This window comes from Maritimimonas sp. 2210JD6-3, from assembly GCF_056591795.1.
Map to the genome: position 1 here is coordinate 1 of NZ_JBWQOJ010000030.1, position 17735 is coordinate 17735.

General features: G+C 33.1%; 12 protein-coding genes. All 12 read right to left on the reverse strand.

What is annotated here, in order from left to right; translation table 11 throughout:
• Nucleotides 1–98: 98 nt before the first annotated feature.
• The 12 genes from AC1EUY_RS12060 to AC1EUY_RS12115 all read right to left on the reverse strand — a co-directional run bounded on the left by AC1EUY_RS12060 (nucleotide 99) and on the right by AC1EUY_RS12115 (nucleotide 17674).
• Nucleotides 99–722 (reverse strand): hypothetical protein, encoded by a 624-nt coding sequence (locus AC1EUY_RS12060; protein WP_480195795.1) that lies wholly within the window; start codon nucleotides 720–722, stop codon nucleotides 99–101.
• Between the two features lie 172 nt (nucleotides 723–894).
• Complete coding sequence (locus AC1EUY_RS12065; protein ID WP_480195796.1) at nucleotides 895–1323, reverse strand: hypothetical protein; 429 nt, start codon at nucleotides 1321–1323, stop codon at nucleotides 895–897.
• A gap of 84 nt (nucleotides 1324–1407) precedes the next feature.
• Complete coding sequence (locus tag AC1EUY_RS12070; protein ID WP_480195797.1) at nucleotides 1408–1833, reverse strand: hypothetical protein; 426 nt, start codon at nucleotides 1831–1833, stop codon at nucleotides 1408–1410.
• Between the two features lie 158 nt (nucleotides 1834–1991).
• Complete coding sequence (locus AC1EUY_RS12075) at nucleotides 1992–2249, reverse strand: hypothetical protein (RefSeq protein ID WP_480195798.1); 258 nt, start codon at nucleotides 2247–2249, stop codon at nucleotides 1992–1994.
• A 266-nt stretch (nucleotides 2250–2515) separates the two neighbouring features.
• A complete protein-coding gene (locus AC1EUY_RS12080) occupies nucleotides 2516–3022 on the reverse strand; it encodes a hypothetical protein (RefSeq protein ID WP_480195799.1) in 507 nt (168 codons plus the stop codon).
• Between the two features lie 14 nt (nucleotides 3023–3036).
• Complete coding sequence (locus tag AC1EUY_RS12085; protein ID WP_480195800.1) at nucleotides 3037–3570, reverse strand: hypothetical protein; 534 nt, start codon at nucleotides 3568–3570, stop codon at nucleotides 3037–3039.
• A gap of 82 nt (nucleotides 3571–3652) precedes the next feature.
• On the reverse strand, nucleotides 3653–4687 hold the full coding sequence (locus tag AC1EUY_RS12090; RefSeq protein ID WP_480195801.1) for a hypothetical protein: 1035 nt from the start codon (nucleotides 4685–4687) through the stop codon (nucleotides 3653–3655).
• A 28-nt stretch (nucleotides 4688–4715) separates the two neighbouring features.
• A complete protein-coding gene (locus AC1EUY_RS12095) occupies nucleotides 4716–5165 on the reverse strand; it encodes a hypothetical protein (RefSeq protein ID WP_480195802.1) in 450 nt (149 codons plus the stop codon).
• 34 nt (nucleotides 5166–5199) lie between these two features.
• Nucleotides 5200–5676, reverse strand: coding sequence for a hypothetical protein (locus AC1EUY_RS12100; protein WP_480195803.1), 477 nt, complete (start codon nucleotides 5674–5676; stop codon nucleotides 5200–5202).
• A 39-nt stretch (nucleotides 5677–5715) separates the two neighbouring features.
• Nucleotides 5716–6030 (reverse strand): hypothetical protein, encoded by a 315-nt coding sequence (locus AC1EUY_RS12105; RefSeq protein ID WP_480195804.1) that lies wholly within the window; start codon nucleotides 6028–6030, stop codon nucleotides 5716–5718.
• A complete protein-coding gene (locus tag AC1EUY_RS12110) occupies nucleotides 6027–15647 on the reverse strand; it encodes a SpvB/TcaC N-terminal domain-containing protein (protein ID WP_480195805.1) in 9621 nt (3206 codons plus the stop codon). Before AC1EUY_RS12110 ends, AC1EUY_RS12105 begins: the two co-directional genes overlap by 4 nt.
• A 50-nt stretch (nucleotides 15648–15697) precedes the next feature.
• Complete coding sequence (locus tag AC1EUY_RS12115; protein ID WP_480195806.1) at nucleotides 15698–17674, reverse strand: DUF8202 domain-containing protein; 1977 nt, start codon at nucleotides 17672–17674, stop codon at nucleotides 15698–15700.
• Between the last annotated feature and the right edge of the window lie 61 nt (nucleotides 17675–17735).

The window sequence follows — 17735 nt, forward strand, 5'->3', positions numbered from 1 at the left end:
GAACCAAAAATAATATTGCTAATAAAAAACCTAAAATAATTCCTATTGCATATTTCATTTATCTTTGTTTTCTACAATAAATTACATCTTCTTTTATATCACTTATTCCTATTCACCCAATCATCATACTCTTCAACAATTTTCATGATGTGTTTATTTTTTAGCTTTTTCTTTTTCAGATTTAAAGATAGTTCTGGATAATCACTAAAATAATCTGCTCCTTTACGTTTTAGATAATAATTTCCAGCTGTATTTACAGTAATAAAAGTTGCCTTTTCCTCACTATTTCTTTTGACATAGTATAGTGTTTGAATAGCCCCACTTACTGTTTGATATAGAAAAGATTGCCCCGGTTTATATGCATAAAGCGTGATATTATCTAACCTGTATCTCACTAAAAGCCAAATTTTATTTTCTTCAAATTTCATTCCTCCATTCTTTTTCAAATACGTGTCAACTGGTAAATACTCATAAATGTAAACAATATCAGGGTTCTTTTTATTATAAAGCTTTATTTGCTTTATCCTTTCATTTTCAAATTCAACAATCTCAGCATTTGGAGACTCTTTAAAAGATACTTCTTGTACAAAAGTATTTTTTATTTTTTTCATATGACCATGCTTGATCGTGCCATCTTTAAGCTCTATATCTGCTTTTAAGTATTGACCATGACCATTAAATGTAAAAGACAGAAAAAAAAGTATAAATAGTATTTGTCTCATTTTAATTTCTTTGGTTTATTATTTTAAATTGAATAAATCAGAAGGATGTTTTTTAAGATTTACTCGGTGAATTAATTGACTTAACGTTCTCTTTGCATTCAGTTAATAAGATTATCAATAAGAGGTATACTATTGTTCTCATAATAGGTCTTATAAAGACATTATAACTTTGTCAATTGTTTATTATTTCAAACATAAAACCATCCTGATGCTCTTCTTTATATCGGGTTTCGTTTTTAAGTACTTTTTCTGTAGCTTTTCTCAATTTGAACATAATACTATCCTCTATTTTTTTATTAAAAATATTATAATCTATGAACCGAAAATGCCATTTCTCTTTACATTCAAAAAGTAATTCAGAGTAGCTATTAAAAAAATTAGGGTTATGAAAATCTTCATTTTGAATGTAAAGAATTAAAGTACCTTCATCTTTACTATAATAATCTGCTCTAATTGTTTTATCCTCATTTATGTTCACTGTCATATATGGAACATTATCACTATTTTCTCTCTTAGCACAACATTGTAAAGAGAGAAATATAATAATGGTAGATAAGCATAAGCCAATACTTGCCTTTTTCATTAGTTGAAGTATTACCATTGTCAGCATTTTTATTACCTCTTTTACATTCCACAATAGCAAGGATGTGTTACGCTACCAACGACAATTATCTTATTTAATACCTCATTCGTGATACGCCACCCAAGGAAATTTAGAATATTCTACAGTTACGATTTTTTTTTCATCATCATAACCCACAATAACAAATCTATATTCAGGTATTAATTTTATATTATATAAGATATCTTTATATTCAATACTGACATTACTTTTCTTATAATTTTTTTGAATCCATGTCTTCCCTAAAATACTGTCATCCTCTGTATCTTCGGTTTGAAAACGAATTTCATCTTTTTTATCTAAAACAATATAATTTTCTAGATAGGGGTTGATGAAAATAGTATATCTATCCTCTTTTATATTAGCATCACGTTGTTCTTGAAATATTTCAGTTAAACTTTTATCATTTTCTACTTCTAAGCTATCATTATAAGTAATTATCGGTTTTTGACCATTGCAACTAATACTTACAAGGAATATGCACCCCATTAAAATTTTGCATGGAGATTTTATCAAGCCATAATTACATTTTCTCATTGTTCAAAAAAATCTCCTAGTTTTTAAAAGATATCTATATCTGTTTTTATTTTTTTACTTGGCCTAGAATTATTATTTTAAATCTTTTTCCAATATATTTACTACATTATCTATTCCACACAGATATTAACTAATTCCAACGTACCCCCATCTTGCATTCTTTTAAAAAAGTAGTAATGATTTTTATCTTTAAAACATATCTCACTGACTTTTTTGAAAGTATCTTTGTCCACTACTTTTGTCATTTCTTTAATCCCATCAACACCAAAATTTTCTGAATATATAACTGTAATATATCCCCCTTCTCCTGCATCTGATTTAAAATAAAGCTTTCCTTTTTCGTCCTGATACAAATTATCTCTTATCAAAGAATAAGTATTTTACTTTCGCTATTTTCTTCTTCATTCTCTTTTTTAACAACTTTATTACATCCAATAATAAGTAACATCATTATGGAAAAATGGCAAATATTCATTCTTATAAATCACTTTATTTTATCGTTTTTTATCTATTTCCTCATTAAGATTTATACATCTTACAAAAATGTATTCTACTTTTACATTTTTTATATTCTGATTTAACGCTACTAATTATGGGCTCACATTTAACACATTCTTTATTTCCCATAAAATTGCTATCGATTACTAATTTGATCTATATTATCTTTAGCTTCTTTTGTTAATTCATTATCCTTACTCTTTGAAAAAATATTTTCACCTGCATAAAAATTTAAAAAAACATTTGAAGCAGCTCTATCTCCTTTTTTAATTGCAGATTGTAAATAATTCAAAGCTAGTGATTTAGTGTTTTTATCTAAACAACTTAAATCATAATCAACAGAGCATCCATCTATTTTAATTAAAATTTGAAAAACTTCAAAGTAAGCGTTTGGATAATCATATTTATTAGCCATAACCATTGCATAAGGTAAAAACTCACCAATAGGGTAATCCATATAAGCTGTCTCTAATTCTTCATAAGCAGCTATATCTCCTTCGCTAATCACTAACTTTTTAAGTTCAATTATAGATCTACTAGGTGAATTAATAGATTTAACTCTTTCTTTACAACTAGTTAATAAAATTACCAGTACAAAAAGTTTTAAATGATAATATTTCCTTTCATTTATAAAATAGTACATTAGTATTCATAAAATTATTCAATGATTTCCTTGCCATCTCTAACAAATGATTTTAATGTCCACACGTAATTATCTTTAAACTCAAGCCCTAAATATCCATACTCTTTGCTCCAGTAAACATATCTTAAATCAAAAGGACGATCTTTCATGTTATCACAATACTCTTTAGCCTTAAAAGAATAACAATTAGTAAAATTCTTAAAGTTAAAGGTACTTTCTTTATCTTCTAATTTATCCAAATAAACATAGAAGCAAGGGTATCTCCTGTAATTATCACCTAATCGTAACTCAAAGGACATTGTGTTTCCTTTTTTACTTGCATCTAACTGTAAAACATTTTTAGTTCCGCTAACAAATAGAGTCTGTATCATATTAGGAAAAACTGCTAAAGGATCATCAGCATTATTATGAATTTCAATGCTTTCAATATTAATTGTATCAATCTCTCCGTTAGTAGATTCAAACATCAGTATATCGCCTACCTCGTAGGGTTGCCACTTTAAATCTTTTTTTGAGAGTTTGTATTTTGAACATGAAAAGAACAGCATCAGCGTTAGTATAACCAAAAACCTCAAATTAATTATTCTTTCCAATTCTTCAAAGTAAAGCTACCCTTAACATCCTAATCTATTACTTATTTCGTTTATAATATCTTTCTAGATATTCTTTAAGGTGTTTTTTCCTTCGGTTTTGTACATTGAATTCCTTTAGCAACTCTGTATCATCTTCTATTATCTTTATCAATGTCTTTTTAGTTAGAATTTCATTAAAATTAACACCATCATAGTTTTTATAATTCGATATATTTTCGGTTAATGAATAAGATGTTCCTCCATTTTGACCGTTAGATTGCACCGAAAGCGTAACATAATACATATAATCTCCTATAAATTCTATTTTACTAAATAACGTTTTATTTTTAATAGGGTATCCTTGAAAAATGCTTCTATAATATTGATTTGTACCGTCACTTATTTTACTAATGCCTTTAGACTCCTCTTTACTCAATATAGCGTTACAATTTTCGCATTGATAAAAAGTATGTCCCTTTTTCTTTTTCTCAATCATTTTAATATTATTCACTACTTTAAAAGGTATGTTAGATCTTAAATCTGTATAAAATCCAGACTCGGCTTTAGTGATGTTGCTATTGGTTTTAACTTCCTCTGTAGTTTTCTTACTTACGATTTTAGAGGTTACCAAATCTAATTTTGATTTACAATAATCAAGTACTTTATTTTGCTTATTATCAATAAGCATAGTGTAAAAATTTTTGTCCTTACCGCTTTTAAAATAAATAACCACCAAACTGTTATTTTCGATTCTCTGTTCTTTATGGACATATATTTGAGCCTTTTTTTTGCTAAACCTACCCATGGTAAATGGTAATGATCTTGCTTCTTTTTCGGTAAAATTATAGGGTATTGAGACTTCCTTATTTCCGTTATTAGGAATACATACCCTATACAAATACTCTTTTTTGGCTTTTATTTGATTAAACGCACTCATGTATTTTATTTTAGGGTATTCTTTACTGCGTATGTTTTTATTAAAATAATCTATAGCTAATTGCTCTATTTTGCTATAGTCAGTTTGAGGCAATTCGCTTTGGGCTGTTAGATTTGTAAAAATCAAAAAACACGTGATTATTTTTAATTCTCTCATATAAAGAAATTTATATCTATTAAATTTTTTATTGAATCAGGTTTTGGTTAGAGGGAAGAAAATGAATTAAATCTGTATTCTGATTTTCTGGGAAAAACCCTATGTATATATTCTTAAATTTACTGGTCCATTTAAATCCGCCTTTATCTTGCATTAAGAAACAAGTGTTATGCTTTTTAACTATAAGTTTACAATGAACAAATTCTTCATTTTTAAAATTAGGAACGTTAGCTTGTACCACATTATTAAAGGTTCCTTTAAAAATTAAAATATCATTAATATAAGAACACATAGTCTCTATTGAACTCAATTTATAAGGATTATTCATAAAATGAAGATTTAAATTTTTCTTTGACTCAACAGGCTGAAAAATTTCCTCACCACAATCTATAACAGGAAAGTTTTTAGAGATAGTATTTTTAGGCTGACAACCTAAAAATACTATCATAACTAAAACTAGTCCCCAGTTTTTAATCACGTCAAAATAGCTAAATTTGATATGAAGGAAACATTTATCTTTCAGATAAGTCCAGTAATTCTTTACCTTTAATTTCGTCTTTAACATAATATTTGCCATCTATTAGCATGTGACCCAATGAATATTGTGCAGAATTATTTCCCTTAGTTGCGGCTTGCTCTAAATACCACAAAACATTTTCTCTAACCTTGTCACTAACACAATCTAAATCATTATAATTAACATCTACATTAGGGCTGCAAGCATACAAGTTTGATAAAATTTCATATACATTTAAATAAGCCCTTTCATAATCATATTTATTAGCCATAATCATTGCATAAGGTAAAAATTCTCCTGTTGGAAAATCTAAATAAGCTGTTTCTAGTTCTTCATATGCACTTATGTCCCCCTCTTTAACAATTAACTGTTTAAGTTCAAATATAGATCTGTCGGGTGAGTTAATTGACTTAACCTCCTCTTTGCATCCAGTTAATAAGATTGTCAACAATAAGAACATTGTTTTATTCATGTTAAGACAATTAACAAGTTGGTTTTCATAAAATATGATCTAATTTTTAATTTCAGTAAAAATCATTCTTTCAGAATCTTTAATATTTATTCTTGTATATTTATCTAAAGCAAAATCCAAAGAGAATCTTTTTAGTTCGTCATTTGAAATATGCTCAAATACAACTCCTTTATATAATTCACCAACCACTTTACCATCTTGAAAAAGATAACAATTATCTTCTATAGTTACTGGCTTATTAAGGCTTTTAGTCATATTGACACCATATAAAAGTCTTGTCAAATTATCCTTAAATAGAACTAATAATAATATTGCTAATAAAAAACCTAAAATAATTCCTATTGCATATTTCATTTATCTTTCTTTTTTGATGAATATTCTTTAGTATCTATATGCTTATCAGTATTTAAAATACTTTGTTTTAAATCTTCAGGCATAAATATTCTTTTACCAAGTGCTCCTTTGCCAATAGTCTTATCAGCAAGCTTTTCTTTCCAAGTTAATCCTCTACCTTTACTTTCCTTTGGATCGTTCAAATCTTTATACAAGTCTGGCAAAGAGTTTAGTACCCCCTCCAAAGAAAGGGTTGTACAATTGTTTTCAGTAGCATGATAATCATTCTCTAATTTAAAACGATATCTTTTATCTTTTACTTCAACTTTTCGGTCGGTTGAATTTTCTATTAGAGATTGATAATGATCGGTAACCATTTTATCCTGTTCTGGAGTTGTTTTATACCTGTATACTGAAGTAGTTCTACCCGTTCTATTTTCTCCAGCTATATACGATTCTAAATCTAAATGTACTCTTAAAATACCTTCTCCAGATTCACTAAAGGTTCCAGAGACTGCACCATATCTACCAAAATCATACACTATTGAATTCCCTTTTGCGTCTATAACAGCAATAGCCACATGTCCATAAGGGTGCCCTTTATATGGTCCACCTATAAGTAAAATTATATCCTTCCCTGAAGGATCAATTGCCTTGATCGGATTGTTATGAACATATGAGTATACATTATTATTTTTTGAATCATATACTCCCCCAGTATTACTTCTTGCATTTAAGTGAGCACCATTAACAGCCAACGGATCCACACTATGCCAAACTGAAGTTTTAGCATCATAATAACGCGCTCCATAATAATACAACCCAGTCTCCTCATCTAGCTCTTTACCATTAAACAAGTAAGGTGTTCTCTCTGTGTTACTATGTTCTTCAAGGAACGTCTCTCCAAAAGCAAAATACTCAATATGTTGTGATACTTCGCCATTGGCATCGGTAATATACGAAGAACTACCCAAATGATCTGGATGGTAATAAAAGACAAAGGCTTCTATGTTATTACCATTGCCACCAGAGCCACCAGCTCCATCATTGCTTCCTCCATCGCCTCCATTATCATTATCATGCCCCCGGGCATTACCATTTGGTGGTGTTTGACCACTATTCCCAGCTTCACCGTCCACCTTGCTTACCTCTAAGCCCAAATCAGCATACATTTTTAATTGTGCACCTTTTAGCTTACCTGTTTTGGCAGTATAATCAATATCTGTACCTGCCGTTTCTTGTAAAAGTCCATCACTACTTTCAGCCAGTTTGGTTGTTACACGCTGATTGTCAATATAAAAATGTTTGGTTACCATACTGTTACGAATCACCACATAAGGATTTACATAAATGGTGTAATTCCCTATACTGCCACTACCACCCGCTTTTTTACCATTTACTCGTACATTTTGACCACCGCCATTACTCTTTAACACGCGCTCTCCTCCGGCATCATATACATAACTAAATAATGCGCCATTATCAGCAATAGCCTTTATGCGGTTTTCTTCATCCCACAGTATGTCCCTACGTTGTCCACTTACATCATGTGTCCAACCCATTTGGTTACCATTGGCATCATAGGTATAGGTCTGTTCTCCAATATGCACAGGGGCATGCGGTTGCTCTTCAGCATACTCATACTCATAAAGATAGGTCGTTTTATTTCTTGGACTCCATTCGGTGTCATCGTAGCCTTTAAACTCATGCAACTGATCTTTTTTGGTAATACTGTGTATAGAATTATATTCCATTGCCAAACTATACTTGTTTTCATGATTACTGCCTAAGTGACTACCCGTGGCATTAGTTAATCTATATAAGTCATCATACGTATAGTTATAATCCGTTTGCCCGCCCATTAAATTACTGGTAGGTATTTCGGCATTGTTTTGTAAGCGTAAAATATTGTTCACCTTATCGTAGGTATATACATTATCCATCATCTTACGGTCACTAGCTGTTTCAGCTACCATTGTTTTTAAACGACGCCTATCAGGCTCATAGGTATAAAAAGTTTCGGTACCATTACCATAGCTTAAATACACACGTTGCTCAAACTTATCATACCCTAATTGTGTTAAATAATTGTACTTTGTGCCATCTTTTTGACCACCAAAGCTATGTAAGAGTCCTCCTAAATTATAGTTATAAGTCAATTTTTCCTGATCTGGGTATATCATTTCTGTCACGCGATTCCAAGTATCGTACGTCCATTCTGTAGCGTAGGTTAAAGGTTGCGTATCTGGTATTACAATAGTTCTAATATTTTTAGTAACTGCACCTAACTCATTATAAAAGAATTCTTGTGCTCCTGTTGCATCTTCTTGTGTTACAATACGACCTGCCCTAAAATTAGAAGCTCCAGCATCTCCATAGGTATAGATAACATTATTTTGTGGGTTTTGAGGATAATTGATATTCGTCAAACGCTCATGGTCATAAACATAGGTAATACCTAAGTTAGCATCAGCAAGATTTGCCGTTACTTTTTTAGTAAGATTACTTGCTAAGTCGTATTCATACTTTGTAGTACCTGCATCAGGATGTATCACCTGTGTACGTCTACCTAACCAATCATAACTAGACGTGATAAGATTATCTTGATCATCCTTCACTTCAATAAGTTCGTTGATAGCATTATAGTTATAACTTGTCCATATATTTCCACCTTGGCTGTATTGCTCTAATACTGCTTTTGTGAGTCCTCGCACATTGGTAAAACTTTCTTTCCAGATACCATTGGCATCGGTTACCTTAGTACTAAATTGCGTGTTCCCATCACGATCGGTTCCAAAACCATATTCGGTTTGTGTAACCGCATTATCTGGTAAGGTTACGGTGAGTGCCCTATCTAACACATCGTATGTTGTTTTGGTTGAAGTAATGCCATCATAAGCTGGATTGAAACTAGCAGTACTTCCTTTGGGTTCGGCAACTGGATAAAAGCTTTCAATAGCGCGCCCAAAGGCATCAAAAGCAATACGCCCAGAAACGATCATTTGCTCTTCATCTGCTGCCCCCGGTGCTGTATAAATAGCTCCGTCTTTTTTAACCTGCAAACTACGCTTTAAACCATCTATAAAAGTTGCGGTCTCTAAATCATTACTAGGATGTGCGGGGTCATAATGCCTTGTCAATGCCCATGGAACCTCTGCTTCAGGATGATACTCAAAGGCAATGGTATAAGGTAACCCGGCAGCTAGTTCCAACGGCCCTGTAATGGTAGTGATGCGTCCTACATTATCAATTTCATAGCGCATCTGTTGTCCATTTAAATCTGTGTTCAACAGCATCTGTCCGAATCGATAATCATACTCTGAAGAGGATGTATAACCATAACCATCTGTGACGTTTGTGGTATAGGTATTCACTTCGGGGTCATACTGATATTGGAAGAATAATCGTTGCCCGTTGGCATTTTCGGGTCGTGTGATCTTTGTTAAATTTCCAAAGGCATCGTAATCCATATCATAGGTAGCTATACCTCCTGATTGTAAATATTTTCTTATCTGAGTAACATTTCCAGTACCTGAATTAATACTGGTTTCTCGCTTTCTTAATGTTTGACCATTACCAGAAACCGTAATACTACTTGGTATCCCCACTATATAATTTGATGCTATATTATGATAGGCTATAGAAGATGAAATATCGTCTTCAGTACCTGCGTCTCCAAAATCGGTATAACTCGTTACATTACCTAAAGCGTCATAATTATAAGTCATTCTGGTGTCTTTTTGCGCAGAGGACTCACCCTCGTAAAAGCGTTTTATCATTTCTTTAGCCGCGGGGAAAGCTGCGCCAGCATCATTTTCTTTATAACTATCTGGGAGTGCTGCTCCAGAAGTAACATCTTTTAACTCAAACGTATTTAAACTTTCAGTGTACAGGTTTTCGTTGTCATCTTGTAATAACTCTCGCTCTAACAGCCCTTTTTCATAATAATTATCATTTTTAAATTCCTGAACTACAGTTCTATAAATCGCTTCACTGTTTTCAGTATCTAATTGATGGCTTTTTACTGTTTTAAAACCATAAAAATCACGTTCATTTCTATCGTATTGCCCATCTTCATATTCAAAGGTACTTACCATAGTATCTGCGCCATCACCTTCAAAACCATCAATTAATTCTACACGAGATAATGCCCAAACAGAATTTGGTAAATCATAAGTATTACCCAATCGTGCATAATCAACAGCAAATGACGCTCCTAATGGGCGTTTTACCCCTTTTAAGAAGTTTGTACGTCCTATTTTAGAAAGTTGTACTTTAAGTTCATTATCTTCATTAGATTTTAAAATATCTGGGTAACCATCACCATCTAAGTCTGATATTTGTATTTTCTGTCTACTAGCTCCATGATTTACACTAGCACTTGGGTTTATGCAGACTTTTGCACCTGGCGTAATAGGAGGAATTGGAATACACACAGTAAAAGCCACATTAGCAGATTCACCTACACTAACCGTTTCTTGTATATCGCCTATACCAGACCATGTAATGGGTGTAAAGCCATTGCCTATGTTTAACAATACCGTATTATCATCTTTATTAAAATAATCAGGTAAACCATCTCCGTTAATGTCTTGAATTGCATTTTTTGCATGACCTAATGACAATGAAAGACCAACACCACCAGAAATACTTCCGTTATATAAACTAAAACCTATGCCTGCACTAAAATCCTCACCTTTTCCTTCTCTAATTCTTGCATATCCCCATTGTTCTTTGGCAGCAAAGCTATAACCTAAGTTTAAGGATACTTGACCATCTTCGTAAACTTTATCAGGTAAGCCATCCCCATTAATATCAATAAATGAGTGTTTAGAATTATCATCGTTAAGCGCCAGACCACCACTTAAACCTAATGAATGGTCAGCATCTACTTTTTTCTTTTCTAAAAACATCATGCTTCCATCATCTTTAATGGCCATATGAGTTGCTCTTACACCATTTGAAGGCACAAAAGCACTTATTTGCGCACTTGATGTTACAGGGCTACCATTAAGTGATACTCCAATTGTACTATGAGCTGATTCCTGATAGTAAGAGGCCCCAACATTTATGGCTATTTCTTCTAAAGTTCCGTCAGCTTTGGTATATTGAATTTTATTTTCAGAAATAATATCAGGGTAGCCATCTCCATTAAAATCTTGAAATTCTGTAACCGATTTGGTTTCTCCTAAAGCTGTACTTCCTCCGGCTCCTACAGGGCCAAGACCTGCACTTACGCTTAGACCGACACTATAAGATTTTGTAATTTTATCTATACCACGAGCACCAGTTCCGTTACTTGTAGCAGGATTAATTACATTAATATTATCCATACCCAAACGTGAAGCACTTTGTTGTGTTTCACTAACCCAAACTTTGTCATCGTAGCCTTTCCATATATTTAGCTCATTATCAGGCAATAGCATGATAAAATTTTGTTCATTGATATTTTGTCCTCCCTCATTTGTAAAGGTGTCTTCCATTTCATCAGCAGTAGCAGCTCCGCTTAAATCAATATCTTGCGAGGCTTCTAGATTGTCTAGATTTAATTCTGATTCATTTATAGGTTGTGTCGCTCTATCACGGTTTCCATTATACCCAAATTGTCCCCAACTACGATACATAGGACCAAAAAGAATTGTTTCATTTTTAGTGGCAATTCCTAAAGGCACTGTCTCTGTAGCGGTAGTCAAAACAATTTGCATTTCGGCTTGAGTTAGCCCTTCTGCTAAAGCATTGTCATTGGTTGACAAATCAAAGTATAAGATATCATCTGTTATGGCATCATAGCTAATTGAAGACGTTCCTGAGACCACACCCGAATCGATTGTTATTTGCTGTTTAGCAATCAATTCATTTTCTTTTTTAACCGTTAGGGTTAATTCTCCAACAAGTGTTAAGTCTGTTACTGTTATCTGAGGGTTTAATGTTACTGTGCCATCAACAGTAGCAATCCAAGGTGTAACAGGAGTTTTTATATCTGCAAAAACATCATAATGCACTGTTGGATAAAATTGTAATGCAGGGCTGCCATCAGGATTATTAACCTCAGTTATATTTGGGTCAGTTGAACTAGTATAAAATAGTCTAGGACTCCAATTGATAGCTTTCCAGTCAATATTTGAATCAGAAGTAATACTAAAAGCAAATGTTTCATCTTGCAAAACATTAAGCGATAAATTTAAGTTTTCTGAAACCACTTCTGTGGCCAAATAAGTCGTCTCCCAAACGGTTTCAGTACTGCCATCCGTTTTTGTCTTAACGATAGCTAACGTTATATCATCAGTTGTAATAGGTTTTGTAATAGGACCATCAATTACAATACCACCTGCAATTGGTGTTCCTGTCGTCTGTGGAGCAGATAGTAAGAAACCGTCAGATGCTTTAAATTGGTAAATTGGTAATTGATTAGCATCTAAAAGTGTATCTTCGTGATCATTGTAGGTAATTATTGGATTCCAATCAACCACATCTCCTTCACCATTGAATACAGATTGTACTCTAAAATAGATTCGATCACCTTCAAGTACACTTATAGGTAGTGCTGCATTACCTCCAGGGTTAACTGAATTGAAATTTCCTTCAGCTATTTCTTCTGACCAAAGCTCATTAGCATTGAGCTGAACCGCAACTCTTACCCCATCTATAGATTGCGCAGAAGCATTTAATGTTACAGGAGCGTCAATAGTAATAGTACCAGAATAAGGGGCTTCCCATACCCGTACAACATCATGTAAAGGAAAACGATCAATATTTTCTTCGAGTTCGTTCGGATCTACTTCTACGAGGTTGGGGTCTATTCCAACACTCGATGCACCAATACTGCTAGGTGTATCATCACTAGATTGTGTAAAAGTGGGTATACCATTTTCTAAGTGATTGAAAAAAACCGTTCCTTTATGTACAATATCAATTAATCTATCACCGTTCACATCAGCAAAATAGGTTTCCACAGTAGACTTTGTATCTGTTTTTTGCAATCCTAAGAAAACGCCAAAATGAGATTCTATACCATAGGTAAATGTTTCTGACTTCGATCTGGAAAAATCAGAAATTCCAACTACGGTATTCTCTTCACCAAAAATAGTAGTACCATCTGGTCCAGACTGATTAGTTCTAAACTTTATACTCCCGTTTTTGACATAAACTTTATCAGCAAGATTATCACCATTAATATCAATTAATGATAGCATGCCTTCACTTTTACCTGAACTGAAACCAAAATTACCCCCAACTGTATTTAATTTGTGAATAAGTTCAGTATCATTAGATTTAGTACCAGCTGTTATTGCGATTCCAAATCCTCCTCCAGAAGATTTAGTTCCACTAATTGCGGAGGCATTATCATTAAACTCATCAACTCGAACTACAAAATCGCCTCTCACGTTATCGCTTTGTGGAGACCAGTTATCCTCATTAAAGTATGGATCGTAAGTGTTCGAAGAAGTTGTTCTAACCTCATCGAAATAGTCAAATTCATGATTTGTAAACTCCTGACCAGAGGCATCAAACTCTGTAATCTTTTGCAATAACGTTTTATAAAATGCCCCTTGAGCATACGTTAATTCATAGCTTCTTATGTTAGCTCCATTAAGCTTTACTTCAATTTTTCTCAATAAGTCGGCGGTCACTTGTTTAAAGCCATAACGAGCATTGATAGTAACATCTGTACGTTTATCTTCATTCAACTCACGATCTCTGGTAAATAAAACTTCATATTTCCCTTCACTACTTCCATGTCCGGTATAAGTAATTCTATCCACGTAGATATTGTTACCTTGGACCGATCCACCTTCAATTCCAGTATCGAAAACCTTTGTACAATGATATCTGACAAAATTATCATTTAGGTCACGTATTTCAACTAATGCCCAATATGCAATATGACCGTTTACGTCCTTTAAAACGGAATTATCAACTATTCCTTGACTAGATGTACCTCCATATGAATATTTCGTGCCTGACTTATCAGTTACCTCCCACCAATAATTTGTTGGATTATCGCCATGACGAATAATTCGATTAAAACTACCCTCAACACGTGGGTAAAACTGTTTTTCAGATGTTCTAGTTACTAATTCTCCTCTGTGAGCTACGGGTGCCAATTGTTCACCACGAATAAGATAGGTTTCGGTTTCTAAGTCGTTTTTAAATCTTGGTACTCCCCAACGTGTATCAACACTAATACTTGGAATTTGCAAATTCCATCCTATACCTAGCCAACCATTCCCACCACCATTACTATACTGAATACCTAACTGTGGTTGCATTCCTTGACGTCCTGCAGGCAGCATAATAGGGTAACCTATATTAGCAGAACCCATATTATTAGCACTAGGCGGTTCAATAGTATTTATGGCAGCTGATGGATTTGCCGCCTTAATATCTTTAATAGAAGTTGGAGTAAATCCAGCTGTTTCTGGTGATTCTGGCACTTTAATAATACCGTTTATCATATCCGTAAAATGGGTCGTCTTAGATATTATAGTGTGATTACCAATTGACAAACTATCCTTTTTTAATGCTACCCAATGTTTCGTGGTTTCATCAAAGTAATAGGTCTTAATATCTTCAGCTGTATATCCATCAGGTATTTTATTAGTATCATAAGCTAACTTTATAGTAGCTTCATTTTTGAACTGTGTTCCATGAGGTAAAAATCTGTATCCGTCATGATCTTTAGTAACATTAACCATAGTGCCTTCTAAAGCAGGAATATCTATATCTCGAAGTGCTGTTATAGATATGTTCTTTGAACTTGTTAATGCTTGCGGTACTATGGCAATTGAAGCTCCTTTTAAAGACAGCTCCATTTCTTTTTCAGGAAAATAGGTTTTAGCAACATATGCATCCGGACGAAAAGCTATACTATTCTTGACAATAGCTTTCTGTTCTTTTTCAAAAAACACTTGCCTAGTGATTATTTCACCATCAGGAAATATTGCCTTAATTGTAGCATTCCATTCTGCATTTTGAGACAGCTTATTTATTAAAACCTCAAATTCAGAATTAAGTACATCTATTTTAACATCATCTACATATATTTTTGCATCTCTACTTCCTACTCCCTGAATAAATCCTTTAACATAGCCTAAGTCATCGGAGTATTGCTTTTCTATTGGCTGATTAATAATTATTGCTTTGTCTAAAGTACCTCTCCTCTTAACCCGAATTCCTAAATCTTTAATTCGGTAATTATATTTTGCCTCTTTTGGAAGTGTAAAACGAATAATATTATCGCCTTGCTTTAACCAATCACTTTTTAATTGTTCTTCCTGACGTTTCCAACTATTGCTAGCAGCAACCAAATAACCACCAACAGCTAATTGATCGTTAACGCTTCTCGAAATTCCTGTATGATCACTTATACCATACAAATCATAGGTTAACCAAATTTCTTCATTTGCTTTTGGCACAAAATCCAATGATACAGTAAAAACATTGTCAGTTGGGCTATCTATGGGCTTTTCTTTAAAGACTCCTATATAACCCTCATTTAATGATGCGGGATAATAGCGTTCTTCCGACGAATCATTGCATTCGTCGTATGTTAGAGTTTCATTAAGGTTTTCATTAGCATAAGTCGCTAGACTTATAAAGCTTATTACGGTGAGGATGTATCTTTTAAAAGTGATCATAACGATATTTTTGTGATGGTTTAGTAAAATGATAGCTAGTGACGAAGCTTTTATTCTACAATTAGTTTTTTGGTAGCAGTTTCAAAAGGGGTGCTTAATATTACATTATAAACACCTGAGATATTTAAGCCCCTTCCCTTAATATTGGCTCTCTGTTTATTATCGTATTCATATATTTCTTCAGCTGAAAGCTCTTCAGTAGAAACCTCAGCGCCTAAGAGGTTATAAATGCTTACGGTAATATCTGATTTCTCTGCCAATACAATAGAAATTGTATAGGTGCCATCCGTTACAGGATTAGGATACACCACAAATTCTCGAATGAAACTATCTTCTATAGTTATTTCATCTGAATATTGACATCCTATTACAGTATCAATAGTTAATCTATACGTTCCTGGTTTATCTATGTCAACAATTTCATCAGTACTAGTAAATTCGTTTTCTTCAGAAGTCCAACTATAACTCACTACTTTTTCAGGGTCAGAAAATGTTGGCTGTAAACTAATGACCTCTTCAAACTTTAGCTTTCTATCTGGGCCTAAATCAATAGTAACTGGGTCTTCCAAAGTAATAACATACTCTTGCTGAGTTTTTGTTCCTATAACGTCTGTTACACTAAGCATATAGTTACCTGGTGATGTTACAGCTACACTATTTTCTTGTTCTATATCTTTATCGCTGCCCCATTGACTAGCCTCCGAAGTTTCGGTATTTGTTAAATTATATGAATAAGGTGGGATGCCTCCTGAAACTAAATATTCTAAATTAGTAGAACCATCTGGACAAATAATTGGTTGTTCACTAGTTAGCTCAAGTGCTAAATCTTCTTTCAATGTAATTGAAAACAGGTCTTTACCAGAACCATCTTCATCCCATTTAATGTCATTAAAAGTCAATAGTCCATTTTCTGTCAATTCAGTTGGAGCTATATATTGTGTGTTTTCAGGTAAAAAATCTCCTTTCCCACTTTTGTCTATAACCAGAACATAAGCATTGTAATCTTTTAATTCATCAAATAGATAATTTGCGTCTATAAGTAATTGTGTATTTATATCTTTTGCAGAAGCACCTGTAGTCTTAATCAACCACTTACGCTGTAACATGCGTATTCTATCTGTTTCAGTAGTTTCTTGTTCTAAATTTAATGGGGCATTATTATCACCCAAAACCAAGAAAGTGCGATCAGCGATGACGCTTTCGTTCGCTTTATTTGATAACGCTTTTTTGCCTGCTGAGACTACTAAAAATTCTGCTAAATTGGCACTGGTAGATTGTTTTTGGTAAACTTCCATATCATCATCTCTACCTATACCAATGATGTTATTAGAATATGCTAAGTCTTCTTCAGTATTCCAGATTACTTTTTTATTTGATGATATATAATTTTCACCATTAGAAAGAGTAATACCATATTTAATTGCTAAAGCGCTTTCTAACTTTTGTCTTGTACTTCCCCTTAACCGCCTATTATATGCTACAAGCTCAGCTACATTTCCTTTAAAATAAGTGTTTGACGAATCCTTTTTAACCACACCTAAACTGATGTACGTTTTAGAATTTGGTAACGCCTGATTAGAGAGGTGCAATTGCAAGAATGTATGCAGCACCGCTTTATTAGGTTCTACACCAATATAGAATGATTGTTTTGATGGATTGAACGTTCTTTTAGTAGTAAGCCCTAAAGTTGTTTCCTCTCCATGAAGACCCCAAACCTCTGCTTCTGCGATAGAATCGTTAGAAGATTTGAAGACCGTAAATACTGAAACCTGAGATAAATTTGAAATATCCTGCTCAATTTCTAAATAATCTTGCTTCCCATCAAAGGGAATTGCAGGATTATAATTGATCATTGCAGTATTATTTGCAAAATAATTTGCAGAAGCATTTTTTAACGAATCGCCAAAAAAAGTAATGACGGTAGTACTATCAATTTTACTAGAATTAAAATGGATAAAACTCGACTGAGCTCTGATACCAAAAATATTTGCAAAAATCAATAGAATAAGAAGGTAATAATATTTCATAGCCTAAAGGTTTTAATGTTAGAGGAGTACTAAAAAAATGATTAGAGAAAAGTACTTGCTT